The 25010-nt window shown below is 74.6% G+C and carries 20 protein-coding genes; 12 read left to right on the top strand and 8 right to left on the bottom strand.

Features of this window, described 5'->3' with window-relative positions; genetic code table 11:
* Positions 1 to 527 precede the first annotated feature (527 nt).
* Entirely contained in the window at positions 528 to 1373 is an 846-nt protein-coding gene (locus ACIQGV_RS22920; RefSeq protein WP_402497126.1) for a GntR family transcriptional regulator, read from the bottom strand.
* Between the two features lie 259 nt (positions 1374 to 1632).
* Here ACIQGV_RS22920 and ACIQGV_RS22915 point away from each other — a divergent pair, with 259 nt between their 5' ends.
* From ACIQGV_RS22915 to ACIQGV_RS22895, 5 genes are all read left to right on the top strand, one after another.
* Positions 1633 to 2901, top strand: a complete 1269-nt coding sequence (locus tag ACIQGV_RS22915) for an extracellular solute-binding protein (RefSeq protein ID WP_402496919.1) — start codon at positions 1633 to 1635, stop codon at positions 2899 to 2901.
* Positions 2902 to 2904: 3 nt separating this feature from the next.
* Positions 2905 to 3822 carry a carbohydrate ABC transporter permease gene (locus ACIQGV_RS22910; RefSeq protein WP_402496918.1) on the top strand — a complete coding sequence of 306 codons (918 nt, stop codon included), beginning with the start codon at positions 2905 to 2907 and terminating at the stop codon, positions 3820 to 3822.
* Positions 3819 to 4673: a carbohydrate ABC transporter permease gene (locus ACIQGV_RS22905; protein WP_402496917.1), complete on the top strand. Its 855-nt coding sequence runs from the start codon at positions 3819 to 3821 to the stop codon at positions 4671 to 4673. Before ACIQGV_RS22910 ends, ACIQGV_RS22905 begins: the two co-directional genes overlap by 4 nt.
* An 86-nt stretch (positions 4674 to 4759) precedes the next feature.
* Entirely contained in the window at positions 4760 to 6343 is a 1584-nt protein-coding gene (locus tag ACIQGV_RS22900; protein WP_402496916.1) for a beta-N-acetylhexosaminidase, read from the top strand.
* Positions 6340 to 7779, top strand: coding sequence for a cellulose binding domain-containing protein (locus ACIQGV_RS22895; protein ID WP_402496915.1), 1440 nt, complete (start codon positions 6340 to 6342; stop codon positions 7777 to 7779). Before ACIQGV_RS22900 ends, ACIQGV_RS22895 begins: the two co-directional genes overlap by 4 nt.
* A 339-nt stretch (positions 7780 to 8118) precedes the next feature.
* On the opposite strand, the gene ACIQGV_RS22890 is transcribed toward ACIQGV_RS22895, so the two are convergent.
* Both ACIQGV_RS22890 and ACIQGV_RS22885 read right to left on the bottom strand, forming a co-directional pair.
* Positions 8119 to 8313 (bottom strand): hypothetical protein, encoded by a 195-nt coding sequence (locus ACIQGV_RS22890; protein WP_402496914.1) that lies wholly within the window; start codon positions 8311 to 8313, stop codon positions 8119 to 8121.
* Positions 8314 to 8419: 106 nt separating this feature from the next.
* Positions 8420 to 9463, bottom strand: a complete 1044-nt coding sequence (locus tag ACIQGV_RS22885) for a saccharopine dehydrogenase family protein (RefSeq protein WP_402496913.1) — start codon at positions 9461 to 9463, stop codon at positions 8420 to 8422.
* A gap of 101 nt (positions 9464 to 9564) precedes the next feature.
* Here ACIQGV_RS22885 and ACIQGV_RS22880 point away from each other — a divergent pair, with 101 nt between their 5' ends.
* Entirely contained in the window at positions 9565 to 10626 is a 1062-nt protein-coding gene (locus ACIQGV_RS22880; RefSeq protein WP_402496912.1) for a helix-turn-helix domain-containing protein, read from the top strand.
* On the opposite strand, the gene katG is transcribed toward ACIQGV_RS22880, so the two are convergent.
* Positions 10595 to 12784, bottom strand: coding sequence for a catalase/peroxidase HPI (gene katG, locus ACIQGV_RS22875; protein WP_402496911.1), 2190 nt, complete (start codon positions 12782 to 12784; stop codon positions 10595 to 10597). The genes ACIQGV_RS22880 and katG overlap by 32 nt on opposite strands.
* Before the next feature lie 133 nt (positions 12785 to 12917).
* Here katG and ACIQGV_RS22870 point away from each other — a divergent pair, with 133 nt between their 5' ends.
* On the top strand, positions 12918 to 13397 hold the full coding sequence (locus ACIQGV_RS22870; protein ID WP_402496910.1) for a MarR family winged helix-turn-helix transcriptional regulator: 480 nt from the start codon (positions 12918 to 12920) through the stop codon (positions 13395 to 13397).
* 135 nt (positions 13398 to 13532) lie between these two features.
* The gene (locus ACIQGV_RS22865; protein WP_402496909.1) at positions 13533 to 15608 is read left to right on the top strand and encodes an MMPL family transporter; all 2076 of its coding nucleotides are present in this window, start codon (positions 13533 to 13535) and stop codon (positions 15606 to 15608) included.
* A 6-nt stretch (positions 15609 to 15614) separates the two neighbouring features.
* On the opposite strand, the gene ACIQGV_RS22860 is transcribed toward ACIQGV_RS22865, so the two are convergent.
* The 4 genes from ACIQGV_RS22860 to ACIQGV_RS22845 are packed head-to-tail and all read right to left on the bottom strand — an operon-like array spanning position 15615 to position 20411.
* Positions 15615 to 16613 (bottom strand): DUF5914 domain-containing protein, encoded by a 999-nt coding sequence (locus ACIQGV_RS22860; protein WP_402496908.1) that lies wholly within the window; start codon positions 16611 to 16613, stop codon positions 15615 to 15617.
* Positions 16610 to 17608 (bottom strand): phytoene/squalene synthase family protein, encoded by a 999-nt coding sequence (locus tag ACIQGV_RS22855; RefSeq protein ID WP_402496907.1) that lies wholly within the window; start codon positions 17606 to 17608, stop codon positions 16610 to 16612. The genes ACIQGV_RS22860 and ACIQGV_RS22855 overlap by 4 nt, the downstream gene beginning before the upstream one ends.
* Positions 17605 to 19140 (bottom strand): phytoene desaturase family protein, encoded by a 1536-nt coding sequence (gene crtI / locus ACIQGV_RS22850; RefSeq protein ID WP_402496906.1) that lies wholly within the window; start codon positions 19138 to 19140, stop codon positions 17605 to 17607. Before crtI ends, ACIQGV_RS22855 begins: the two co-directional genes overlap by 4 nt.
* Entirely contained in the window at positions 19137 to 20411 is a 1275-nt protein-coding gene (locus ACIQGV_RS22845; protein WP_402496905.1) for a polyprenyl synthetase family protein, read from the bottom strand. The genes crtI and ACIQGV_RS22845 overlap by 4 nt, the downstream gene beginning before the upstream one ends.
* 233 nt (positions 20412 to 20644) lie before the next feature.
* Here ACIQGV_RS22845 and ACIQGV_RS22840 point away from each other — a divergent pair, with 233 nt between their 5' ends.
* From ACIQGV_RS22840 to ACIQGV_RS22825, 4 genes are read left to right on the top strand one after another with little or no spacing between them, the layout of a single operon-like run.
* Positions 20645 to 21832 carry a lycopene cyclase family protein gene (locus ACIQGV_RS22840; protein WP_402496904.1) on the top strand — a complete coding sequence of 396 codons (1188 nt, stop codon included), beginning with the start codon at positions 20645 to 20647 and terminating at the stop codon, positions 21830 to 21832.
* Between the two features lie 29 nt (positions 21833 to 21861).
* Positions 21862 to 22581: a class I SAM-dependent methyltransferase gene (locus ACIQGV_RS22835; RefSeq protein ID WP_402496903.1), complete on the top strand. Its 720-nt coding sequence runs from the start codon at positions 21862 to 21864 to the stop codon at positions 22579 to 22581.
* Positions 22578 to 24125: an FAD-dependent oxidoreductase gene (locus ACIQGV_RS22830; protein ID WP_402496902.1), complete on the top strand. Its 1548-nt coding sequence runs from the start codon at positions 22578 to 22580 to the stop codon at positions 24123 to 24125. Before ACIQGV_RS22835 ends, ACIQGV_RS22830 begins: the two co-directional genes overlap by 4 nt.
* The gene (locus tag ACIQGV_RS22825; RefSeq protein ID WP_402496901.1) at positions 24122 to 25006 is read left to right on the top strand and encodes an oxygenase MpaB family protein; all 885 of its coding nucleotides are present in this window, start codon (positions 24122 to 24124) and stop codon (positions 25004 to 25006) included. Before ACIQGV_RS22830 ends, ACIQGV_RS22825 begins: the two co-directional genes overlap by 4 nt.
* The last annotated feature ends 4 nt before the right edge of the window (positions 25007 to 25010 follow it).

The following is a 25010-nucleotide window of genomic DNA, read 5'->3' as shown; positions in this document are numbered from 1 at the left end:
AGTGGATGAGCCACTCAACCAGCGGCCTGACCCGGCGTCAATGACTTCAACCGGCTTGAAGGCGGCCGGTGTTCGCGTTCGGCGGGTCGTGGCGGCAGTGTGCGGGGTACCCGGGCCCCTGCCGGGGGGGGGAGGGAGGGAGGGAGGGAGGGAGCGGGCCGGCCTCGCGCCGGCGTTCCGTGTGCCGCCGGCCCCGGTGATCCGGTTCGGCGACGGCGGTACGGGACGGGGTGCGGCCCTGCCGGGCGCCCTGGTGGCGGCACCGTTCGGACCGTGGCTCGTTCCGTACCGCGCGGCCGCCTCATGGAACGGGCACGGGCACGGGAGCGGGAGCGGGGTCCAGGTCCCGGGCGTGGCCCGAGGGGCGTCGCCGCCGGGCCGCCCCGCCGCGGGAGCGGACCGGCGGGCGGCCGAAGGGGCGGACCGGCGGAGGTCCGGTGCGCCGGAGGAGCAGGCCGGCGGCGGACCGGCGGAGGTCCGGTGCGCCGGAGGAGCAGGCCGGCGGCGGACCGGCGGACCCCGGTTCGTCACATGCCGTGCTGGACCACTCCGCGGGTGGAGAAGGTGACGGGGTCGCCGCCGGTGAAGTCGCCCGGCGGGATGCCCGGGTGGTGGCCCTCCCGGGGGCCGGGGGCCTCCGCCCGGGGGCCGAGCGCGAGGCGGGACACGATGCGGTAGCGATCGCCGCGGTAGAGCGAGTGCACGTACTCCACCGGCCGGTCGCGGGTGTCGGTGGTGAGCCGTTCGAAGAGCAGGGCGGGGGACAGCTCGGGGACGTCGAGCAGATCGGCCTCGGCCCGGGTGACCACCGTGGGCTCGATCGACTGCACCGCCTCGCTGACCTGGACGCCGTGCCGGTCGCGCAGGTGCTCGTACAGATCGCCCTGCTCCAGTTCCTCACTGGTCAGGTCGGGCACCAGGTCCGCCCGCACATGGAGGTGCTCGATGGCCATGGGCGAGCCGTCCACCAGCCGCAGCCGGGCGACGTAACGGATCTCCGCCGCCGGTGAGATGCGCAGCTTGCGCCCGACCCGGGCGCCCGCCGGCAGGGTGCGCAGCTCCAGCAGCCTGCTGGTCCACACCCCGCCGGCCTGCGGCAGGCTGAACGCGTTCCGGTCGGAGATCAGCTCCTGGGTGATCTTCTCCGCGGCCACGAACATGCCCCGGCCGTGCTCGCGGACCAGCAGTCCCGCGACGACGAGTTCGTCGACCGCCGCCCGCAACGTGGGCCGGGACACCCCGAGTTCGGCGCACAGGGCGCGCTCGGAGGGAATGGCGTCGCCGGGACGCCGCGCCTCGATCAGTTCGAGGATCGCGTCACGGACCCGCTCCCGCTTGAGCATCGCGCCGGAGGCGGCGGCATCGATCTCCATCCAGGGCCCTCGTTCGTCGTCGGGACGTTCACTGGTCATGGTAACTGGTCTGCTGGTCAGGTCGCCTCGATCGCCCCGGTCGCGGCCGATCCGGCCGCGTCCTCCCGTCCGGTGGCTCAATTGACCGTTGCGCAGGAGGGGTTGACGACGTCATTGGTCCATGCCACCTTCGTCCCGCGCCAACTGGTAAACCCTCGACGGGCAACTGGTCAAGTCGGGGGCTCTCGTCTCCCCTGCCCAGGCTCTCCAGAGGTGAACCGTGAACCACCGCTCCTTCGCCCTGCTCGGCGCGCTGCTGCTGAGCACCGGGCTCGTGGCCTGTTCCTCGTCCGACGACCCGTCCGACGGCACCGCGGGCGGCCGCACCGCCCTGGACGTCTGGCTCATGCGCGACAGCGTCTCGGCCGCCTTCCAGGAGGAGTTCGAGAAGGGCTTCGAGCAGGACCACCCCGGGATCGACGTACGCGTCCAGATCCAGGAGTGGGACGGCATCGGCGAGAAGGTCACCGCGGCCCTCGCCAGCAACGACGCCCCCGACGTCATCGAGGTCGGAAACACCCAGGTCGCCCAGTACGCCCAGAGCGGCGGCCTCACCGACTTCACCGGCCGGGTCGACGAACTGGACGGCGCCCACTGGCTGAAGGGCCTCGCGGAGCCCGGGATGTACGAGGGGAAGCAGTACGGCATCCCCTACTACGCCGCCAACCGGGTCGTCGTCTACCGCACCGACCTGTTCCGCGAGGCGGGCGTCGACCCCGCGGGCATCAAGACCCGCGAACAGTGGATCGCCGCCACCGAGAAGCTCGACCGCGGGGGCGACCAGGGCATCTACCTCCCCGGCCAGAACTGGTACGCGCTCGCCGGCTTCGTCTGGGACGAGGGAGGCGACCTCGCCGTCCGGTCGGGCGACGGCTGGAAGGGCGGCCTGGACAGCCCCGAGGCGCTGCGGGCCATGGCCTTCTACCGCCGGCTCCAGGCCCTCGGCAAGGGCCCCAAGGACTCCGACGAGGCGCAGCCCCCACAGGCCGAGGTGATGGCCAAGGGGCGGATCGCCCAGATCATCGCCACCCCCGGCGGCGCCAACGTGGTCACGCAGAACAACCCCGAACTGAAGGGGAAGCTGGGCTTCTTCCCGATCCCCGGCAAGACCGCCGGCACCCCCGGCGCGGTCTTCACCGGCGGCTCCGACCTCGTCGTGCCGGTCGTGGCGGCGCACCAGGAGGAGGCGTTCACCTTCATCCGGGAACTGACCGGCGACACCTGGCAGAAGCGGCTCGCCCTCGCGATGAGCTACGTGCCGAACCGGACCACCCTCGCCGGCGCCGTCGCCTCCGACCCCGGCGCCGCCACGATGGCCGTCGGCGCCGCCAACGGACACGCCACACCCAACACGCCCCAGTGGGCGGCCGTCGAGGCCAGGAACCCGATCAAGGACTACATGACCGCCGTGCTCACCGGCCGCGACCCGCGCTCCGCCGCGGCCGAGGCGTCGAAGACCATCACCACCACCCTGAACAGCGGTTCCTGAACCATGCCGCCGACTCCGCCCCCGCGCCGCGCAGGCAGCGCCCTGTGGCCGTACCTGATGGTCGCGCCGGCGGTCCTGGGCATGCTCTACCTGCTGGTCTACCCGCTCGCCCGGGCCGTGATCATCTCGTTCCAGGACTTCCGGCTGCGCCAGCTCGTCCTGGGCGACGCCGAGTTCGTCGGGCTGCGCAACTACCGGACCCTGCTGGCGGACCCCCGGTTCTGGGAGGTCGTGCGCCGCACGTTCGTCTTCATGGCGGTCAACACCGTCGCCATCATGGTCCTGTCCACGCTGTGCGCCCTGATGATCGAACGGCTCGGAGCGGTCGGCCGGACCGTCGTCCTCTCCTCGCTGGTGCTGGTCTGGGCGGTGCCGGTGGTGGCCGCCACGACCGTCTTCCAGTGGCTGTTCCACTCGGAGTTCGGCATCGTCAACGAGACCCTCACCGGGCTCGGCCTCACCTCCTTCGACGGCTACGCCTGGTTCGCGCACGAACGCGCCGCCTTCGCCATCGTCGTGGTCCTCGTCGTCTGGCAGTCCGTGCCGTTCGCCGCGATCACGCTGTACTCGGCCCTCACCACCGTCCCGCGCGAACTCCACGAATCCGCGCGGATCGACGGCGCCGGAGCCGCCCGCGTCTTCCGCTCCGTGACCTTCCCGCTGGTCCGGCCGATCTTCATGCTGATCCTGTGCCTCGAAGTCATCTGGACCTTCAAGGCGTTCGTGCAGATCTGGGTGATGACCCGCGGCGGTCCCGGCGACGCCACCACCATCCTGCCCGTCTACGCCGTGCAGACCGCGCTCGCCGGCCAGCGCTACGACCTCGGCTCGGCGGCCTCGATGCTCACCGTCCTGCTGATGAGCGGGGTGCTCGTCCTCTACTTCCGCCGGCTCTTCCGTCAGGAGGGGGAGCACCTGTGACCACGACCCGCAGACCCGCCGTGCGCCGCGCCCTGCGCCGGCTCCCGCTGCACACCGCCGCGACCGTGACCGTGGCGCTCTGTCTGTTCCCCGTGTACTGGATGGTCACGACGGCGTTCAAGCCGTCCCGGGACATCCAGTCCTACGACCCCCGGCTCGTCCCGGACACATGGACCCTCGACCACTTCCGGCGGGCCGTCGACGCCGACGGCTTCGCCCTGTTCTGGCGCAACAGCGCCCTGGTCACCCTCGGCGCGGTCCTTCTCGCGCTGGTCGTCGCGCTCGGCGCCGCCTACGCCGTGGCGCGGCTGCGGTGGCGCGGGCGGCGGCAGTTCATGCTCGCGGTGTTCATCGCGCAGATGGCGCCCTGGGAGTCGCTGGTCATCCCCGTCTACATCATCTCCCGCGACACCGGCATGCTGGACCGGCTGCCGACCCTCACCCTCGTCTACTTCATGATCACGCTGCCGTTCACCGTGGTGGTGCTGCGGGGCTTCATCGCCGGCATCCCGCCCGAGCTGGAGGAGGCCGCGCAGGTCGACGGCTGCACCCGCACGGGCGCGTTCCGCAGGGTCGCCTTCCCGCTGCTGGCACCCGGGCTGATGGCGACCTCGCTGTTCGGGTTCATCACCGCCTGGAACGAGTTCACCTACGCCAACTTCCTGATCATCAAGCAGCAGGACAGCCGCACCCTGCCCGTCTGGCTGTCCTCCTTCCAGTCCACCTTCGGCACCGACTGGGGCGCGACGATGGCCGCCGCCACGCTCTTCGCCCTGCCCGCGCTGATCGTCTTCCTCGTTCTCCAGCGCCATGTGACCTCGGGCCTGGCGTCCGGGGCGGTGAAGGGCTGACCCGCCGGCCCCGGCCGGAACCACCCGTCCCCGACCGCTCCGAGTCACTCGTCCCGCAATCCCGTCGACCACCGGAGACACGCCCCGTGGACCTGCCACGCCCCGAACTCGCCCTCGTTCCCCGACCCCGCAGGCTCTCGCCGCGCCCGGGCCGGTTCCGGCTCGACGCCGGGACCCGGCTGCGCGTCACTCCCGGCGCCGAACCGGCCGCGGCCCTGCTCCGCGGCTACGCGGAGGCGGCCACGGGGCTGCGGCTGAGGCACTCCGAGGACGGAGCGTTCGTCCTCGCCGTCGATCCCGCGCTCACCGGCCTGGGGGAGGAGGGGTACGGACTGACCGTCGGCCCCCAGGGCGCGGTGCTGCGGGCCGCCCGCCCGGCCGGCCTGCTGCGCGGCGTGCAGACCGTGCGCCAGCTCCTGCCGCCGCGGCCGCCCTCGGACCCACGGCAGGCGGGGCTGCCCGGGGTGGAGATCACCGACGTGCCGCTGCACCCCTGGCGCGGCGCGATGCTCGACGTGGCCCGCCACTTCCAGCCGGTGTCCTTCCTGCGGCGGTACGTCGACCTGCTGGCCCTGCACAAGCTCAACACGTTCCATCTGCACCTCACCGACGACCAGGGCTGGCGGATGCCCGTCGCCGCCCACCCCCGGCTCACCCGGGTCGGTGGCACCCGGGCGCAGTCGATGGCCGGCCCGGCGGGCGGCGACCGGTTCGACGGCCGCCCGCACAGCGGCTCGTACACCCGGACCGAACTCGCCGGCCTGGTGGCGTACGCGGCCGCGCGCGGGGTGACGGTGCTGCCGGAGATCGGGGTGCCGGGGCACGTACGGGCGGCCCTCGCCGCGTATCCCGAACTGGGGAACGACCCCGGACGGCGTCTCGACGTGTGGACCCGGTGGGGCGTGTGCCAGAACGTGCTCGGCGTCGGCGACCACGTCCTGGACTTCTTCCGTACGGTCCTGGACGAGGTGATGGACGTCTTCCCCTCCCCGTACGTCCACATCGGCGGCGACGAGTGCCCCACCACCGAGTGGGAGAACAGCCCCGCGGCGGTGGACCGCGCCCGGCGGGAGGGCCTGGCCGGGCCCCGCGAACTGCACGGCTGGTTCCTGGCGCGCGTCGCGGACCATCTGGTCCGGGCGGGCCGCAGGCCGGTCGTCTGGGCCGAGGACCGGACCGCGCTGCCCGAGGCGGCCACGGTGATGAGCTGGCGCACCCCGGAGCACGCCTGGGCAGCCGCGCGCCGCGGACACGACGTGATCCACGCCGACCACCGGTCCACCTACCTCGACCACGCCCGCAGCAGCGGTCCGCACGAGCCGCCCGCGCAGCCGGGCCCCGTCGTGGACCTGCGCACCGTCCACCGGGTGGACCTGGCACCTCCGGCCGCAGAACCCGCCCTCGCGGCACGGGTCCTCGGCGTGCAGGGGCAGCTGTGGACCGAGTTCGTCGAGACACCCGAGCACATCGAGTACCTCAGCTTCCCCCGTCTGTGCGCGCTGGCCGAGCGGGGCTGGGACGCCACCCCCGACTGGCCGGACTTCCGGGCCCGGCTGGACGGACACCTCCTGCGGCTGGACGCGCTCGGTGTTCCGCACGCCCGCCTCGGCAGCCCTCGCCCCCCTTGCTCTCCCGCGGGAAGCGGGAGCCCACGAAAGGAACACGGATGAACCACCGCCCCACCGGCCGCGGCACCCGCGCGGCCCTCGCCCTGACCGCCCTCGTGGGCAGCGCGGCCCTGGCCGCCCTGCCCGTCACCACCGCCTCCGCCTCGGATCCGGCCGCCGCCGGCGGGGTGGCCGTCCAGTACCGCACCAGCGCCACCGGGGCGAGCGCCGACCAGAGCGAACCCTGGCTGAAGGTGCGCAACACCGGCTCCGCCGCCGTCCAGCTCCAGCAGGTCAAGGTCCGCTACTACTTCAAGGCGGACGCGCCCGGAGCCACCTACCGCTTCGCCTGTTCCTGGGCGGTGAGGGGCTGCTCGGCCGTCACCGGCACCTTCGGCACGCTCGCCCGGCCGACCGCCACCGCCGACCGCTACCTGGAGATCGGCTTCACCTCCGCGGCCGGCACCCTTGCGCCCGGCGCCGACACGGGCGACATGCAGCTGCGCTTCCACCGGTCCAGCTGGCAGCCGCTGATCCAGAGCGACGACTACTCCTTCGACGGGACCCGCACCTCCTACGCCGACTTCACCAAGGTGACCGCGCAGCTCGCCGGCACCACCGTGTGGGGCACGGCCCCCGAGGGCAACGACCCCACGGATCCCACCGACCCGCCGACCGACCCGCCGGGCGGCGGACAGACCCTGTTCGACGACTTCAGCTACACCTCGCACACGGACCCGGCCCTCGCGGCCCACGGCTGGAACGTCCGCTCCAACTCCGGCGGTCCCGGCGTGCCCGGCGCCACCTGGGACCCGTCCAAGGTCACCTTCGCCGCCCAGAACGGCAGCACGGTGATGAACCTGGAGACCTCCACCGCGGGCACCGGCGCGTCCACCCGGCACACCGAAGTCCTCACCAGGGCGACGAAGTTCAGGAACGGCACGTACGCGGCCCGGGTCAGGTTCTCCGACGCGCCGAAGTCCGGCCCCGACGGCGACCGCCTCGTCCAGACGTTCTTCACCATCAACGACCTCAAGGCCCCGATGGCCGACGACTACGCCGAGTACGACTTCGAGTACCTGCCCAACGGAGGCTGGGGCGAGCCGGCGAACATCCTGTACACGACCTCCTGGGAGACGTACAACCCCGACCCCTGGCAGGCGGTCAACCAGCACAGCGAGAGCCGGCGGAGCTTCGCGGGCTGGCACGACCTGGTGGTGACCATCGACGACAGCGCCATCACCTACTACGTCGACGGCCAGCTCTTCGGCACGCACGGAGCCGCCTACCTGCCGGAACGGCCGATGTCGATCAACTTCAACCAGTGGCTGATCGACCTCGACGGCCAGACGTCGACGACCCCGCGCGCGTACGACCAGCAGGTCGACTACGTCCTCCACGTCAAGGACCAGGTCCTCACCCCGGCCCAGGTGGCCGCGAAGGTCTCCGCCTACCGTGCCGCGGGCACCGCGTTCACGGACCAGGTGCCGGGCTCGTGAGTGTCCGTCCGGGGCGCCGAAGGCCCGTCGCGTCCTGCGCGGCCGATCCGTTCGGCCAGGGCGACGACGACGCCGCAGGGGCCCCGGACGCGGCACGGCCGGCGGACGTCCTCGCACCGGTCGACCACGCCGACGAGTCCACCGCCGCGGGCGCGCAGCCGGGCGGCGGTGTCGTCCACGGCGGACATGACGCGCCGGATGCCCAGCGCGTCGGCCGGGGCGTCCTCGGGCTCGGCCCGGACGGCCTGCGGGGCGAGACGCGCTCCCGCGGACGGACCACGTCCGCGTCGAGGTCGTCGGCGACCTCGACGCGGCGATCCGGAACGGTCCGCAGAGCCCTCAGGCCGCGTCCGCGTGGCGCCCGGCCGGGCGTCGGCCGAACGTCGGCCGTCCCTCCCCGCGTACGAGCCGCAGATGGCGGGCCCGGGCATGGCGGCCCCCGCGCCGCCGGACGTACAGCCCGTCCTCCATGCGGTCCATCCCGTACAGCAGCAGTCCCAGCACGGGCAGCAGCAGCACCGCGACGATGATCACGTCAGGTCCCTCCTCGGCGTCGGCACCCCCGCCGGGTGCCCGCCCGGGGCGGGGAACCCCCGCCGCCGTGTGAAGGTCTTGTGACCACCTCCCCCGGGCGGCCCGGTCAGCCCCGGGCGTCCAGCGGCATGTCCACGGTGAGGTGCGCGGAGAGCGCGCGCAGGAAGTCCGGGGCGTCGAAGGCCGCGCCGGCGGAGAGGACACCGGTGGCGCGGGTGCGGCCGGTCAGGACACGGTCCACGGCCTCCACCGCCAGCGGCGCGCTGATGGCGTAGATGTCCTGGCCTGAGGCGACCGCGCGGCGCTCGGCCCCGCCGGAGCGGACGGCGACGTCGACGACGAACGTCTGCGCGGAGCGCCCGCGCCCGTCGACGGCGGCCGGTCCCGTCGCGCCGGGAGCGGCCAGGTCCGCCGCCGCCCGGGCGGTCATGTAGGTGCGCACGTCCGGAACGGCCAGATGGCTGGGGACGGTGACGACGTCGGCCATGGTGAACTCCCCGATGACGCTCTGCGGGCCGAGCGGGGCCGGGAAGGACCACTCCTGCGTGGTCAGGGCGTCGTCGTGGTACTCCAGCCGTCCGCCGCGGAAGCGGACATGGCGCCCGTCCCGCCGCTCCCGCGACACCGCGCCCGCGGCGAGCGTGCCGGCGGTCGGGTGCCAGCTGCTCAGGCCGTACGCGATGTGCACCTCGTCCGCGGCCGTCCAGTCGCCCATCGCGGCGGTGACCAGCAGATCGCCGAGGCCGCCGAAGAACGCCATCGCCGGGACCACCACGGCGCCCGCGGCGCGGGCGAACCCGTCGAACCGGGCGAACGTGTCGCGGTTCGCCTCGATCTCCGCCGCCACGTCCACGTACGGCACCTGTGCCCTCAGCGCCGCCTCCACCACCGGAGCGGCGGTCTCGGCGAACGGCCCGGCGCAGTTGATCACGGCGGCCGCACCGTGCAGGGCGCGGTCCAGCGCGGCCGGGTCGCCGGCCGATGCCTGCCGCGTCTCCAGCCCGGGATGCGCCTGCGCCAGCGCCCGCAGCCTGTCCTCGTCACGGCCGACGAGCAGCGGGACGTACCCGCGCTCGCGCAGCTCCGCGACGACGAACCGCCCGGTGTGCCCGTAGGCGCCGAACACTGCCACCCGACGACCCGATCCCATGACTGCTCCCGTGTGCTCGATGCGTTCCGACAGGAAGATCCTGTCCTGTCCGCGCGGAACTGCCCAGCGTCCGGAACGACATGACCCGTACAATTCCCGACATGACTTCTGCCTGGACGGCTTCGGCCCGGCGCTCGGTCGCGGTCGCCGCCACCGACGGGATGCTCCACTTCGAACTGGCTCTCGCCTACGAGGTGTTCGGCTCCGCCCCGGCCGCACTGCCCGGCCCCTGGTACGACGTCAGCGTGTGCGGCACGCACCCCGTCAGGGTGGGCCGGTTCCTGCTGGAGCCGGACCGCGGCCTCGACGGGCTGGCGGACGCGGGCACCGTGATCGTCCCCGCGCTGGCGGACCTCGACGCGGACCCGCCGGCCGATCTCGTCGAGGCGGTGCGCGCCGCCCACGCGTCGGGCGCGCGGGTGGTGTCCCTGTGCACGGGGGTGTTCGTGCTGGCCGCCGCCGGACTGCTGGACGGGCTGCGCGCCACCACGCACTGGGCCCACACCGGCGAACTGGCCGCCCGCCACCCGCGGGTGGAGGTCGACCCGGACGTGCTCTACGTCGACAACGGCAGCGTCCTCACGTCCGCGGGCAAGGCCGCGGCGATGGATCTGTGTCTGCACCTGGTCCGCCAGGACCACGGCTCGGCGGTCGCGAACATCGTGGCCCGCCGGCTGGTCGTGCCGCCCCACCGGGCGGGCGGACAGGCCCAGTTCGTCACCACGCCGGTGCCCGAGCGGGACGGTCACCCCCTGGCCGAGCTGCTGCCCTGGGTGATGCGGCGGCTGGACCGGCCGCTCACCGTGGAGGACCTGGCACGCCGGGCGAACATGAGCTCACGGCATCTCGGCCGCCACTTCCGCGCGGTGACCGGCACGACCCCGCTGCAATGGCTGCTGACGCAGCGGATCCGGCGCGCGCAGGAGCTGCTGGAGACCAGCGACGACAGCGTGGACGCCATCGCCGCGGCGACGGGCATGGGCACGGCGACGACCCTGCGGCGCCACTTCCACCGCACCGTCGGCGTGCCGCCGGACACCTACCGCCGTACGTTCCGGGGACAGCCCGCGCTCCCCGGTGCGCAGCCGTCCCGGCCGGCCGGCGATCGGCCGGCCGGCCGGGACAGGAGGGTCAGCGCAGGTCGAACCGGTCCAGGTTCATGACCTTGTCCCACGCCTTCACGAAATCGCGGACGAACTTCTCGCCGCCGTCCTGGGCCGCGTACACCTCCGACAGGGCGCGGAGCTGGGAGTTCGCCCCGAAGACGATGTCGGCGGCGGTGGCGGTCCACTTCACCTCGCCGGTGGCGCGGTCCCGGCCCTCGAAGACGTTCTCGTCCGAGGCCGACGCCTTCCACTCCGTTCCCATGTCGAGGAGGTTGACGAAGAAGTCGTTGGTCAGCGACCCCGGCCGGCCGGTGAGCACGCCGTGCGGGGAGTGCCGGAAGCCGGTGTCCAGCGCCCGCATGCCGCCGACCAGGGCCGTCATCTCGGGCGCGGTGAGGCCGAGAAGGTTGGCGCGGTCCAGCAGAAGGGTCTCCGGCGACAGCTTCTCGCCCGCCCTGAGGTAGTTGCGGAAGCCGTCGGCCCGGGGTTCGAGCACGGCGAACGACTCCGTGTCGGTCTGCTCCTGCGAGGCGTCGGTGCGCCCCGGCGCGAACGGGACCGTGAGGTCGTGCCCGGCGTTCCTCGCGGCCTGCTCCACGGCCGCGCAGCCGCCCAGGACGATCAGGTCGGCGAGGGAGATCTTCCTGCCGCCGCTCTGCGAGCCGTCGAAGTCCTGCCGGACCCGCTCCAGGGCCGCCACGGTCCCGGAGATCTCCGGCAGGTCGTTGGCCTCCCAGTCCTTCTGCGGCGAGAGCCGGATCCGGGCGCCGTTGGCGCCGCCGCGCTTGTCGGTGCCGCGGAAGCTCGCCGCGGCCGCCCACGCGGTGGTGACCAGGTCGGACAGGGACGGCCCGGCGGCGAGGACCGCGCTCTTCAGGGCGGCGACGTCGGCGTCCGTGACCAGGTCGTGGTCGGCCTCGGGGACGGGGTCCTGCCACAGCTGCGGCTCGGCGACCCAGGGGCCGAGATAGCGCGAGACGGGGCCCATGTCACGGTGCAGCAGCTTGTACCAGGCTTTGGCGAACGCGAGCGCCAGTTCGTCCGGGTTCTCGTGGAACCGCTTGGAGATCGGCCCGTAGACCGGGTCGAGCTTCAGGGAGAGGTCCGTCGTCAGCATCATGGGGGCGTGCCGCTTCGACGGATCGTGCGCGTCGGGCACCGTGCCCTGGGCCGAGGGATCCGTGGGGGTCCACTGCTTCGCGCCGGCGGGGCTGGTCGTCAGCTCCCAGTCGTAGCGGAAGAGGTTGTCCAGGTATCCGTTGTCCCAGCGGGTGGGCTCGTTGGTCCAGGCGCCCTCCAGGCCGCTGGTGATCGCGTGGGCGCCCGTGCCGCTGCCGTGGGTGTTGTGCCAGCCGAGGCCCTGCTGCTCCAGGGGGGCGGCCTCGGGCTCCGGGCCGACGTAGGAGGGGTCGACCGCGCCGTGGCACTTGCCGAAGGTGTGGCCGCCGATGATGAGGGCGACCGTCTCCTCGTCGTTCATCGCCATCCGGGCGAACGTCTCGCGGATGTCCCGGGCCGCGGCCAGCGGGTCCGGGTTGCCGTTGGGTCCCTCCGGATTGACGTAGATCAGACCCATCTGCACGGCGCCGAAAGGACCGGTGAGTTCGCGGTCGCCGCGGTAGCGCTCGTCGCCGAGCCAGGTGTCCTCCGGACCCCAGAAGATCTCCTCGGGTTCCCAGATGTCCTCGCGGCCGAAGCCGAACCCGAACGTCCGGAAGCCCATCGACTCCATGGCGCAGTTCCCGGCGAAGACCAGCAGATCGGCCCAGGAGATCTTCCGGCCGTACTTCTGCTTGACCGGCCAGAGCAGCCGGCGCGCCTTGTCCAGGCTCGCGTTGTCCGGCCAGCTGTTGAGCGGGGCGAAGCGCTGGGCGCCGGACCCGCCGCCGCCGCGCCCGTCGGCGATGCGGTACGTCCCGGCCGCGTGCCAGCTCATACGGATGAACAGCGGACCGTAGTGGCCGTAGTCGGCGGGCCACCAGTCCTGGGACGTCGTCATCACCGCGAAGACGTCATGTTTGAGCGCCTCGACGTCGAGGGTCGCGAACTCCTGCGCGTAGTCGTAGTCCTCGTCCATGGGATCGGACCGGGACGAGTGCTGATGGAGAACCTGGAGGTCCAGCTGGTTCGGCCACCAGTCGCGATTGGTGCGGGGCCGGGTCGACGTGGGGGTCGGGGAGGGGATTGCTGGGTTCTCGCTTTCGCTGCCGGACACGGCCGCCCTTCTTTCCTGTCTCCGTTTGTTCCTTTTGTCGCTGTTGGTATGGTCGCTCACCCTGGACCGTGCCGCTACGAGAACACGCAGGACGCGGGCCGGGCGGGACCCGCGGGCCGTATACGCTGACCGGATGGCCAGGAGACAGGAGAACGGGGCCGGTGGCGCGCCGGGGGATCCGCACAGTTTCGCCGTCGCCCTGCGGCGGACGATCGGCGAGGTCAACCGGCTGGTGCACGGCTTCGCCGTCGCCCAGGGCCTGCACCCCACCGACGTCCAGGCGCTGTCGTTCGTGCTGGACAGCCCCGAGCCCCCGACGCCGGGCCTGCTGCGCGAGCATCTCGGGCTGACCTCGGGCGCCGTGACGGCCTGCCTGGACCGGCTCGAACGCGCCGGGCACATCCGGCGCACCCGTGAGAGCGCCGACCGCCGCGTCGTCCACGTCCACTACGCCGAGGGTGCCCGTGCCGCCGCGCGCACCTACTTCATGCCGCTCGCGCAGGCGGAGGCGCAGGCCCGGGTCCGCTTCAGCGAGGACGAGCTGGCCGTGGTCCTGCGCTATCTGGACGCCCTGAACGCGGAACTGGGCGAACTGCGCGTACCGCGCCGGTAGGCCGGGTCCGCCGGGACGGACGCCGTCGGCGCATCCGCGGAGCCCCCTCCTTCGGAAGCGGGAGTGCCATGCTTCAATATCTCTCAATCATTGAGATTGTTCATCGTTGAGAGATTCTCGGATTCTGGAGTGCTCATGTCCCGACGCCTGCGGTGGGCCGGCCGGCTGCTGCCCCTGCTCGTGCTCGTCGCCTGGCTGGCCGTCGGCGGGGGCCTCGGCCCGTTCGCGGGCAGGCTCGGCGAGGTGGCGACCAACGACCAGGCCGCGTTCCTGCCGCGCAGCGCCGAGTCGACCCGGGTGATCGAGGCCCAGAAGGCGTTCCGGCAGGAGGAGTCCCTGCCCGCCCTGGTCGTCTGGACCGACACCGGCGGCGGCCGTGTCGCGACCGCGCGGCAGGCCGAGGCGACCCGTGCCCTGGCCGGCCTGAAGGGCGGGCCCGGAGTCCTCGGCGCCCCCTCCCCGGCGCTGCCCTCCGACGACGGTCTGGCCCTGCGCGCGGTCGTCCAGCTGCGGCCGGACCTCGGGGACGAACTGCCCGCCGCGCTCCAGGCCGTCGAGGCGGCCGCCTCCACCGTCCCGGGGACGACCGTGTGGCTCGCCGGCCCCGCCGCCACCCAGGCCGACCTCGCCGACGCCTTCGCCGGGATCGACGGACTCCTGCTGGGCGTCGCCCTCGCGACCGTCCTGGTCATCCTGCTGCTGGTGTACCGCAGCGTGCTGCTGCCGCTGATGATCATCATCGGTGCCGTGTTCTCGCTCGCGCTGGCCTGCGCGGTGGTCTACGTGCTCGCCGACCACGACATCGTCCGGGTGGACGGCCAGGTGCAGGGCATCCTGTCCATCCTGGTCATCGGCGCCGCCACCGACTACGCGCTGCTGCTCGCCGCCCGCTACCGCGAGGAGCTGGGCGCCCGCGAAGGCGACCGCGTCACCGCCATGCGCGCCGCCCTGCGGCAGTCCGTCGGACCCGTCACGGCCAGTGCCGCCACCGTGGCCCTCGGCCTGCTGGCGCTGCTGCTCAGCGACCTCACCAACAACCGGGCCCTGGGCCCGGTCGGCGCGATCGGCATCGCCTGCGCCGTGCTGAGCGCCCTGACCTTCCTGCCCGCCGTGCTGCTCCTCCTCGGCCGTGCCGCCTACTGGCCGGCGAGGCCCGGTCCCGCGCAGGCCGACGGACACACGCTCTGGCGCCGGGTCGCCGCCCTCGTCGACCGGGCGCCCCGCAAGGTGTGGGCCGGCACCCTCGCCGCCCTGCTCGCCTGCGCCGCGTTCTGGCCCGCCCTGGAGTCCAGGGGCGTTCCCCTCGACGAGATCTTCGTCAACGACGCCCCCTCCGTGGCGGCCCAGAAGACACTCGGGCGGCACTTTCCCGGCGGCGCCGGGAACCCGGCCGTCGTGATCGCGGACGCGGCCTCGGCCGAAGAGGTCCGCTCCGCCGCGGAGAAGGTCGACGGGGTCGACTCCGCCGCCCTGTTCACGGCCCCTGGCCGCCCCGGAGAGAGCGGACCCCTGGTCGCCGGCGGACGCGTCCGCGTCGACGTCACCCTGACCGACGCCGCCGACACGGACGCGGCCAAGGACACCGTCGCCCGGCTGCGTGCGGCACTGCACGCGCTGCCGGACGCGGACGCCCTGGTCGGCGGCTCCACCGCCCAGCAGTACGACACCCAGCGCACCGCCGCGCGCGACCGGAACCTCATCGTGCCCGTCGTCCTGGCGATCATCCTGGTCATCCTCGTCGGCCTGCTGCGCTCGCTGCTGCTGCCGGTGCTCCTCGTCGCCACGGTCGCGCTGAACTTCCTCGCCACCCTGGGCGTCTCGGCGCTGGTGTTCGACCATGTCCTCGGCTTCGGCGGGACCGACTCCTCCGTCCCGCTCTACGGCTTCGTGTTCCTGGTGGCGCTGGGCGTGGACTACAACATCTTCCTGATGTCCCGGGTCCGCGAGGAGGCCCTCGTGCACGGCACCCGCGAGGGCGTCCGCCGCGGACTCGTCGCCACCGGCGGAGTCATCACCTCGGCGGGTGTCGTCCTCGCCGCCACCTTCGCGGCCCTCGGCGTCATCCCGCTCGCCTTCCTGGTGCAGATCGCCTTCATCGTCGCCTTCGGCGTCCTGCTCGACACCCTCGTCGTCCGCTCGCTGCTGGTGCCGGCCCTGGTCCGCGACATCGGCCGCAGGGTCTGGTGGCCGGGCGCGCTCAGCCGCCGGTAGGGCTCCTCAGCCGGGGAACCGGCCCGTGGAACGCAGCTGCCAGCGGCGTTCGGCGTAGGCGAGGTCGTCCCGCCACAACCGGGCCGACGCGGCACGCATCAGCGGGCGCACGAGCGGGGCCGCCCGGCGCGCGAGGGCGAAGCCCCGGCGGCCGGAGGCCGCCACCACGGCCTCGACGACCGCCGTGCGCGGGCGGCCCCGCCCGTCGGGGCCCAGGGGAGTGGCATGGGTCTCCACGACGGAGCCCGTGCCCTCCCCCTCGCTGATGCGCATGACGACGGTGCGCGGCCCGGGAGCGGTGAACACCGCCCGGACCGGCACGACCAGCCGCCCGGCGACCTTGAAGGAGACGTCGACGGTGAAGCTGTCGCCGGCCTCGTCCGGCGAGCCGACGACCGTGAGGTCGACGAACGAGTACGGGTGGAACCACGCCCCGTGCCAGGGATCGAGCCGGTTGGCCACCACGTCCTCGGGCTCACAGGTCCCGGTGACCCGGTGGACGGCCGTCAGCCCGCGCGCGGCGGCCGGACGGTCCGGTACGACGGGCGCGTCCAGGGGCGGCTCCCCGCCGGCCTCGTCCAGCCGCACCCACAGCAGGACCCCGTCGTCGTGGGCCGGCAGCGGGTACCAGCCCGCGAAGGGCGTGCCGTCCAGCGCCAGCCCGTGCCAGTGGCACACCAGCGTGCCGCAGCGGACCGGGCTGTCCGCCAGCGGCGCCCCCAGATGCGGGCAGACGCCGGGCCCGGCCAGCGGACGGCCGTCCGGCCCCCGCCACACCACCACCTCCCGCCCGGCCACGGTCAGTGCCAGGGGCCGGTCACGGCGCAGCGCCCCGGAGGCGCCCACCACGTACCAGTTCCCCGACGGCCGGGCCTGCGCCCGTTTCAGTGCGTCCGCGATCACCGCGGGCCTGGCCTCCCGCCAGGCGGGCCGCTGCCGGTGCCACGGAACGGCCCGGCGGCGCAGGGACAGGGGAAGACGGCGCTCGGCCGGGACGCGGTTCACGCGGCCTCCTCGGAGACGGGTCGGCTCGGGTTCGCCGGAGGCGGGCCGCTCGCGCGCCGGCTCCGGTGGCGCAGCCGTGCGGCGACGACCCGCGCGAGCCCGTCGGCCGCCACCACGGCCCGCTCCCTGCGCGGGACCACCGCACGGCGGTGCAGCACCGACCAGCCCTCGCGGGCGACGGCGTCCAGGATGCCGCCGTAGAGCACGGCCGCGGTGCGGATGCACGGCCGGGACACGGGATCGAGCATCCCGATGCCCGGCTCGGCCTCCCGGTAGACAGCCCTGGTCAGCGCCTCGAACTCGCGCAGGGCGGCGGTGATCCTGGGGTCGTGGCGGCCCGTGTCCCGGCTCCACCGCAGAAGCGCGCGGTCGACGCCGTGACCGGCGAGCAGATCGGCCGGCAGGTACACCCGGCCGCGGTCGAGGTCCTCGCCCACGTCGCGCAGGAAGTTGCTGAGCTGGAAGGCCACGCCGAGCGAGGCCGCGTACGGCGCCGCCTCCTCGCGCGGCACCACCGTGCCCAGCACCGGCAGCATCTGCAGGCCGATCACCGCGGCCGAGCCGTGCATGTAGGCGCGCAGATCGGCGTAGGCGGGGTAGTCCGTCACCACCAGGTCGGACCGCATCGCCGTCATGAAGTCGCGGAAGTGCGCGTGCTCGATGGAGTAGCGGCGTGCCGTGTCGGCGACGGCCAGCACCACGGGTTCGTCGGTGCGTTCTCCGCGCAGGCCCCGCTCCAGCCGCCGCTGCAGGACGGCCAGTTCCGCGGCCCGCCGGGCGTCGCCCGGGTCCGGGCCGAACGAGTCGACGATGTCGTCGGCCCACCGCGCGAACCCGTACAGCGCGTGCACGGCGGGCCGGCGCTCGGCCGGCAGCAGCCGGGTGGCGAGGAAGTAGGTCCTGCCGTGCGCGGAGTTGAGGGCACGGCAGTGGCGGTACGCCGCCCGCAGCACCGGGTCGGTGACGCCCGCCGCGTCGAGCTCGCGCCCGGTCATCCGGCACTCTCCCCGGCTCGGGCGGGAGTGGCACGGGCGGACCCGCGCCGGGCCCCGCCGGTGATCCGGGCCGCCGCCAGCTTGCCCGAGACCAGCGCGGTCGGCACCCCGACCCCCGGTGTCGTGCCGCAGCCCGCGAGGACGGCGTTCTCCGTGCCCCGGACCAGGTTGCGGGGCCGGAACGGGCCGGTCTGCGCGAGGGTGTGCGCCGCCGAGAAGGGGGTGCCCGCCGCGTGCCCCTGGCCGTGCCAGTGCGCCGGGGTGACGAGGCACTCCTCCTCGACGGCGGCCCCGAAGCCGTCGAGGCCGCGCCGCTCCAGTTCGCGCAGCAGCCCGTCCCGGTAACGCGGGCCGAGGTCCGCCCAGGCGGCGGCACCGGGCCCGATGTCGGTGTTGGGGCAGGGCGCGAGGACGTAGTGCAGATGACGGCCGGGCGGGGCGAGGGCCGGGTCGGTGGCCGTGGGACGGGTGATGAGGAGGGAGGGATCGCTCATCAGCCGCCCGTCGCGGGTGAGTTCGTCGAAGGTGGTCCGCCAGGCGGCCCCGAACGACAGCGTGTGATGGGCGAGCTGCGGCCAGGTCCGGGTCGTGCCCGCGTGCAGCACGACCGCCGACGGCGCGTGCCGCAGCCGCACCGGCCTGCGGGGCCGGCGGCCGAGGAGCCGGTAGGCCACGGGCAGGTCGGGGGTGAGCACCACCGCGTCGCAGGGGACGCGGTCCTGCGCGGTGACGACGGCGGTGATCCGCTCGCCCGACCGCTCCAGCCGGGTCACCTCCTGCCCGAACCGCAGCACGGCACCCGCCTCGGCGGCGGCGTCCGCCATGGCCTGCGGCAGGGCGTGCATGCCGCCGCGCGGGAAGTGCACGCCGGCGACCGTGTCCATGTAGGCGATGACCGCGTAGGCGGCCAGCGCCCGGGCCGGCGGCACACCCGCGTACAGGGACTGGAAGGAGAAGACGCGCCGCAGCCGCTCGTCCCGCAGGAACCGGCCGATGCGGCGGTCCAGCCGGCCGAAGCCGCCGAGCGCCGCGAGCCGGGCGAGGTCGCCGGTCAGCAGGTCCAGCGGCGAGTCGAAGTTGGCGTCGATGAAGTGCCGCATCTGGGCCCGGTAGAGCCGCTCCAGCCATGCGCGCAGCCGCAGATAGCCCGCGGCCTCACCGGGGCCGGCGAACCGCTCCACCTCCGCGGCCATCGCGTCGCCGTCGGTGTGCACGTCGAGCGTGCTGCCGTCGGCGAAGCAGGCCCGGTAGGCCGGGTGCAGCGGGACCAGGTCCACCCGCCGGTACAGGCTGTCGCCCACGGCCGCGAACGCCTCGTCGGCCAGGCCGGGCATCGTCAGCACGGTGGGCCCGGTGTCGAGCCGGTACCCGCCGAGCTCGGTACGCCCGGCCCTGCCGCCGGGCAGGGCGTCGCGCTCGACGACGGTCACCCGGCGTCCGGCGCCCAGCAGATGCAGCGCCGCGGACAGCCCGGCGAGCCCCGCCCCCACCACCACGACGTGGTCGCTCCGGCCGGCCGTCACCCGTGTCACCGCCGCACCTCCCGTACCTCCGGACCGCAGGACTCTTCCGCCGGGGCGGCCGTGCCCGCCGCCGCGGTCAGCAGCCGGCGCAGGCGGCCCCCGGCGTCCGGGTCCAGCGGGGCGCCGTCGACATGGCGCAGCCCCTGCGCGGTCAGCCGGCCGATCCTGGTCTCCACCGTGGCCCGCGCGCCCGTGCGCACCAGGACCTCCCGCACGTCGTCCAGGCCCTCAGGGGTCAGCTCCCCGTCGCCGAGGGCCCCCTCCAGCACGGCCAGGGCCACACGGTCGGAGGCGGCCTCGGCCCGCGCCAGCGCGACGGCGACCAGGTAGGTCGGCTTGCCCTCACGGATGTCCCCGCCGACGGCCTTGCCGGTGCGGCGCGGATCACCGAAGACGTCGTCCAGGTCGTCCCGCAGCTGGAACGCCAGGCCCGCGCAGCGCCCCGCCGAGCACAGCGCCGCCGTGGTGACGGCGTCCGCGCCCGCCACGGCGGCACCCAGCGCCAGAGGCCGTTCCACCGAGTACAGCGCGCTCTTGAGACAGGCCGAGCGCAGCGCCCGGGGCAGGGAGCGCTCCGCGGTGATCTGCCCCTGGAGGTCGAGGTACTGTCCGGCCACCATCTCCGTGCGCATGTCGCTCCACAGACGGCGCACCACGGTCGCCGTCCAGGGCGCGAGCGCGGTCTCGGCGACCAGGTCGTCCGCCCAGGCGAGCGCCAGGTCCCCGGCGAGGATCGCGGCGGCCTCCCCGAACCGCGCGACGCGCGCCGGTGAGGCGGCACCGGCGTAGCGCTCGCGCACGCCGGTGTGGAAGGCCGGGCGGCCGCGCCGCAGCGTCGAGCCGTCCATCACGTCGTCGTGGACGAGGGCACAGGTCTGCAGCAGTTCCAGCGCCGCCCCTATCCGCAGCGCCGCGTCGGCGGACGTCCCGTCGGCACCGCCGCAGGCACGCATCGACCACCAGACCAGCTGCGAGCGGGTGCGCTTGCCGCCCGCCCGGGTGAAGTGCCCGACCGGCCCGGCCAGTTCCCGCACGAACCGGGGGTCCATGAGGCGGGCACGGGCGAGACGCTCGGCGAGCACGTCGTCGAGGACCCGGCCGACCGCGGCGGGCACGTCCGCGTCGGCGGCGGCCACGTCCGTGACCGCCGCAGGGGCCCCGCGGGCCCCGGCGGACATCCCGTCGGCGGCCGTCGGTCCGGACGGCCCCGGCGGCGGGACCGGGCGCGGCACGGGCGGCGGCGCGGCCGCGAGGTGGTCCTCCGCCTGGGTGGGGCGCATCCCGGTTCCTCTCGTCGTGGGGTGGCTCGCTCCGTCGAAGAGGTGCTTCGACGGTTCCGCCTCCGACGGATGCGGTACAGGGCCGGGTACCCGGGGACCGGACACTTCCCCGCCCGGCCGGCGTCCGGCCGGAACCGCATCCGGCGACGCCCCCGGACGGGAACAGGAACACGTCCGCGCACGCGTGGACAGGAACACGTGCGCGCCCGCGGACGTGGAACGGAGGGAGCCCTGTGATCGAGACGGACGTGGCTGTCGTGGGAGCGGGTGCCGCCGGGCTGTCCCTGGCACACCGGCTGAGCGGGCATGTGCCGGGGGCCCGGAACCCGGCCGTGGTCCTGGTGGACGCGCCCCCGGGCCCGCTGCGGCCCCCGCCGCGCACCTGGTGCTTCTGGGGGTCCGGCCGCGGCCGCTTCGACGCGGCGGTCCGCTCCGACTGGCGGCGCCTGCGGGTACGGCCGCCCGCCGGCCCCGCGGCCGAGGACGACATCTCGCCCCTGCGGTACAAGATGATCCGCTCCGACGACTTCGAGTTCCTCGTCGCCCGGGACCTGGCGGCGAGCCCCCACGTGCGGCGCCTGGAGGCGACCGTGGAGACCGTGGAGGAGATCCCCGGCGGGGCCCGCGTCCGGATGACCGCACCCGACGGCGGAACCCGCGTCCTGGGCGCGCGCTGGGTGTTCGACTCCCGGCCCCTGGGCAGCCTCCCGGCCGCGCGCACGACTCTCCTCCAGCACTTCCACGGCTGGTTCGTGCGCACCTCGCGCCCCGTCTTCGACCCCGGCACCGCCGACCTGATGGACTTCCGCACGCCGCAGCCCCCCGACGGGCTGTCGTTCGGCTACGTCCTGCCCACCGGTTCGCACGAGGCGCTCGTGGAGTACACGGAGTTCTCGCCGCGGGTGCGCACCGCGAGCGGCTACGAGGCGGCGGTGCGCCACTACGTCGACGACGTGCTGAGGCTCGGCGACACCGAGATCGTCACGACCGAGACCGGCGTCATCCCGATGACGGACGCCCCGATGCCGCGCCGGGTCGGCGCGTCCGTCTTCCGGATCGGCGCCGCCGGCGGCGCCACCCGCCCGTCCACCGGCTACACCTTCGCCGGACTGCAACGCCAGACCCGGGCGGTCGCCGCCGCGCTGCGGCAGGGCCGCACCCCCGTGCCGCCGGCCGCCCACCCGGCCCGCGCCCGCGCCATGGACGCCGTACTGCTGCGCGCCCTGGCCAGCGGCAGGGTCGACGGCCCCGCCCTGTTCTCCCGGCTGTTCGCCCGGGTCCCCATGCGGCGGCTGCTGCTCTTCCTCGACGGGCGCACCGGCCTGGCCGAGGACCTCGCGATCGGTCTGCACACACCGGTCGGCCCGATGCTGCGCACCGCCGCCGAGCTTCCCCGCCTGCCCCGCCGCCCGTTCGGCTGACCCGCCCGCCCCCGGCTCCTGGAGATCGCATGACCCTGCTGCGCGACGAGGATCTCGCCGCCGCGTTCGACCACGCGTCCCGCAGTTACGACGCGCTGGTCGCCGCCAATCCCGGCTACCACGCCCATCTGCGGCGCTCCGTGCGCCGCCTCGGCCTGCCCGGACAGGGGGAGGGACTGCGGCTGCTGGACCTCGGCTGCGGCACCGGCGCCTCCACGGCCGCGCTGCGCTCCGTCCTCCCGGCGGCCGGCATCACGGCCGTGGACGCCTCCGCCGGCATGCTCGCCCGGGCCGCGGCGAAACCCTGGGCGCGCGGGGTGACCTTCGTGCACGCGCCCGCCGAGCGGCTCGCGGCCGCCGGCGTGGACGGACCGTTCGACGCCGTCCTCGCCGCCTACCTCTTCCGCAACGTCACCGACCCGGACACCGTCCTCGCCACCGTCCGCGACGTGCTCCGGCCGGGCGGCCGGCTCGCGGTGCACGAGTACGCCCTCAGCGGCCGCCGCGCCGACCGGGCGGTGTGGACGCTGGTGTGCCGGGGGATCGTCCAGCCCGTCGCCGCGCTCCTCGGGGACGGCCCGCTGTACCGGCATCTGTGGCGCAGCGTCGTCGCCTTCGACACCGCCGACCGGTTCGGCGCCCGGCTCCGCGCGGCCGGTTTCGACCGGGTCCGCGCCCTGCCCCTGCCCGGCTGGCAGACCGGCATCACCCACACCTTCGTGGCCCGGCGGCCGGAGACCGGCCGATGACCGCCCCCGCGCGCCGCGGCCGGGACCGGCGCGCCCGTGTGCTGCCGGCCCGCCCGGGAGCCCGGACCGCCGAGGGCCGGCCCGCGGTCGCGGTGGCCGGCGGCGGGATCGCCGGGCTGGCCGCGGCCACCGCACTGGCCGAGCGGGGCGTGGCCGTGACCCTGTACGAGCGCGAGACGTACGTCGGGGGCCGCGTGGGCGGCCGGCCCACCCGGCTGCGGGACGGCTCCACGGTGACCATGGGCCGGGGGTTCCACGCGTTCTTCCGGCAGTACTACAACCTCCGCGGCCTGCTGCGCCGCACCGATCCCGCCCTGGCCCGGCTGACCACCCTGCCCGACTACCCGCTGCTGCACGCCGACGGTCTGCGGGACGGCTTCCGGCACGTCCCGCGCACCCCGCCGTGGAGCGCCCTGGGTTTCGTCGCGCTCAGCCGCTCCTTCCGGCTGCGGGACCTGCCCGCCATGGACCCGGTCGCGGCGCTGCCGCTGCTCGACGTCCGTGTGCCCGAGGTGTACGACCGTCTCGACGGCGTCAGCGCCCACGACTTCCTCGACGCGGTCGGCTTTCCGGCGCGGGCCCGCCATCTGGCGTTCGAGGTGTTCTCCCGGAGCTTCTTCGCCGACCCGCGGGAGCTGTCGGCGGCGGAGATGGCGCTGATGTTCCACATCTACTTCCTCGGCTCGGCCGAGGGCCTGCTGTTCGACGTGCCCGTCGCGCCGTTCCCGGACGCGCTGTGGGAGCCGCTGACGGACTATCTGCGGCGGCACGGCGCCGAGGTCCGCACCGGCACGCCCGTCGAGCACGTCGCCCCGGCGCGGGACGGCGGCTTCGAGGTCGCCTGCGACGGCGACGAGCGGTGGTACGACGCCGTGGTCCTGGCCCTCGACACCGCCGGGCTGCGTTCCCTCGTGGCCCGCTCGGAGGGCCTCGGCGACCCGCCGTGGCGTGAGCGCGTGGCCCGTCTGCGCACGGCTCCGCCCTTCCTGGTCACCCGGCTGTGGCTGGACCGGCCCGTCGCCGCGGACCGGCCGGGCTTCCTGGGCACCAGCGGATTCGGCGGCCTCGACAACATCAGCGTGCCGGACCGCCACGAGGACGAGTCGGCCCGCTGGGCGGCCCGCACCGGCGGATCCGTCGTGGAGCTCCACGCCTACGCGGTCGGGCCGCGGGCCTCTCGCGACGTGGAGGAGAAGCGCCTGATCGAGCAGTTGCACCAGGTCTACCCGGAGACCCGTACGGCCGGAGTCGTCGACGTCCGCCACGAGTGGCGCGAGGACTGCCCGCTGTTCCCGGTGGGCGGCTACCACGACCGGCCCACCGTCCGCACCCCGCACCCCGCCCTGGTGGTGGCCGGGGACCTGGTGCGCACCGACCTGCCCGTGGCGCTGATGGAGCGCGCGGCGACGACCGGATTCCTCGCCGCCGACGCGCTGCTGGACCGATGGGGGGTGCGTGGGCAGACACTGTGGACGGTGCCGGACCGCGGCCGCAGCCCCCTGCTGCGACGACTGGCCGCGCGCCGGAAGGGCTTCGCGCGATGAGACTGCTGCCGGACCTCGGACCCGTGCGTGACCGGGTCGGCGGGGCGATCTTCTCCCGGGTGGCGGGACCCGAGGGCCCGCGGAACCGGGCCAGGATCCACGGCACGCCGGGACCGCGCTGGTTCGGCCCCGACCGGCCCGTCCGGCGGGTGCACGGCGACGTGTCGATGTTCACCGGGGGACTGGCCGCCCTGCTGCTCCAGTCGCTGCACCCGCTGGCGATGGCCGCCGTCGCCGGGCACTCCGGATTCCGCGGCGATCCCTGGGGACGGCTCCAGCGCACCAGCACCTTCCTCGCGGTCACCACGTACGGCACCGCCGACAGTGCCCAGGACGCCTGCGACAGGGTCCGTGCCGTCCACGACAGGGTGAACGGCACGGCATCCGACGGACGGCCCTACCGGGCGGCGGACCCGGATCTGCTGTGCTGGGTGCACATCGCCGAGGTCGACTGCTTCCTGCGCGCCCACCAGCGCTACGGCGCCGACCCGCTGGACGCCGCGGGCTGCGACGGGTACGTCGCCGACATGGCCCGTATCGCCACGGCCCTCGGCGTGCCCGACCCGCCGACGGACCGGGCCTCGCTCGCCGCCCGCCTCGCCGCCTACCGCGGCGAACTGCGGGCCACGCCCGAGGCGGTCGACACCGCGCGCTTCCTCCTGCTGCGGCCGCCGATCCCGCTGCTCGCCCGCCCACCGTACGCGGTCGTCGCCGCCAACGCCGTGTCGATGCTGCCCGGTTGGGCCTCGCGCGAGCTGCGCCTGCCCCGGATACCCGTGGCCGAGGAGCTGTGCGTACGGCCGCTCGGCACGGCGGTGACCGCCGGGATCCGCTGGGCGATGACGCCGGCCCGCGACAGGGCGCGGGCCGGGCAGGTCTGACCGG

The organism is Streptomyces sp. NPDC093094, assembly GCF_044754345.1.
In the GTDB taxonomy this organism is placed as follows: domain Bacteria; phylum Actinomycetota; class Actinomycetes; order Streptomycetales; family Streptomycetaceae; genus Streptomyces.
The sequence above is the reverse complement of the archived record's forward strand: the minus strand, read 5'-3'. Positions and strand labels throughout refer to the sequence as shown.

Excerpts from the sequence above, each read along its gene's own strand:
- ACIQGV_RS22920 (WP_402497126.1), bottom strand. The coding sequence starts at position 1,373 with ATGGAGATCGATGCCGCCGCCTCCGGCGCGATGCTCAAGCGGGAGCGG.
- ACIQGV_RS22910 (WP_402496918.1), top strand. The coding sequence starts at position 2,905 with ATGCCGCCGACTCCGCCCCCGCGCCGCGCAGGCAGCGCCCTGTGGCCG.
- ACIQGV_RS22895 (WP_402496915.1), top strand. The coding sequence starts at position 6,340 with ATGAACCACCGCCCCACCGGCCGCGGCACCCGCGCGGCCCTCGCCCTG.
- ACIQGV_RS22885 (WP_402496913.1), bottom strand. The coding sequence starts at position 9,463 with ATGGGATCGGGTCGTCGGGTGGCAGTGTTCGGCGCCTACGGGCACACC.
- ACIQGV_RS22880 (WP_402496912.1), top strand. The coding sequence starts at position 9,565 with ATGACTTCTGCCTGGACGGCTTCGGCCCGGCGCTCGGTCGCGGTCGCC.
- ACIQGV_RS22870 (WP_402496910.1), top strand. The coding sequence starts at position 12,918 with ATGGCCAGGAGACAGGAGAACGGGGCCGGTGGCGCGCCGGGGGATCCG.
- ACIQGV_RS22865 (WP_402496909.1), top strand. The coding sequence starts at position 13,533 with ATGTCCCGACGCCTGCGGTGGGCCGGCCGGCTGCTGCCCCTGCTCGTG.
- ACIQGV_RS22855 (WP_402496907.1), bottom strand. The coding sequence starts at position 17,608 with ATGACCGGGCGCGAGCTCGACGCGGCGGGCGTCACCGACCCGGTGCTG.
- ACIQGV_RS22845 (WP_402496905.1), bottom strand. The coding sequence starts at position 20,411 with ATGCGCCCCACCCAGGCGGAGGACCACCTCGCGGCCGCGCCGCCGCCC.
- ACIQGV_RS22835 (WP_402496903.1), top strand. The coding sequence starts at position 21,862 with ATGACCCTGCTGCGCGACGAGGATCTCGCCGCCGCGTTCGACCACGCG.
- ACIQGV_RS22830 (WP_402496902.1), top strand. The coding sequence starts at position 22,578 with ATGACCGCCCCCGCGCGCCGCGGCCGGGACCGGCGCGCCCGTGTGCTG.
- ACIQGV_RS22825 (WP_402496901.1), top strand. The coding sequence starts at position 24,122 with ATGAGACTGCTGCCGGACCTCGGACCCGTGCGTGACCGGGTCGGCGGG.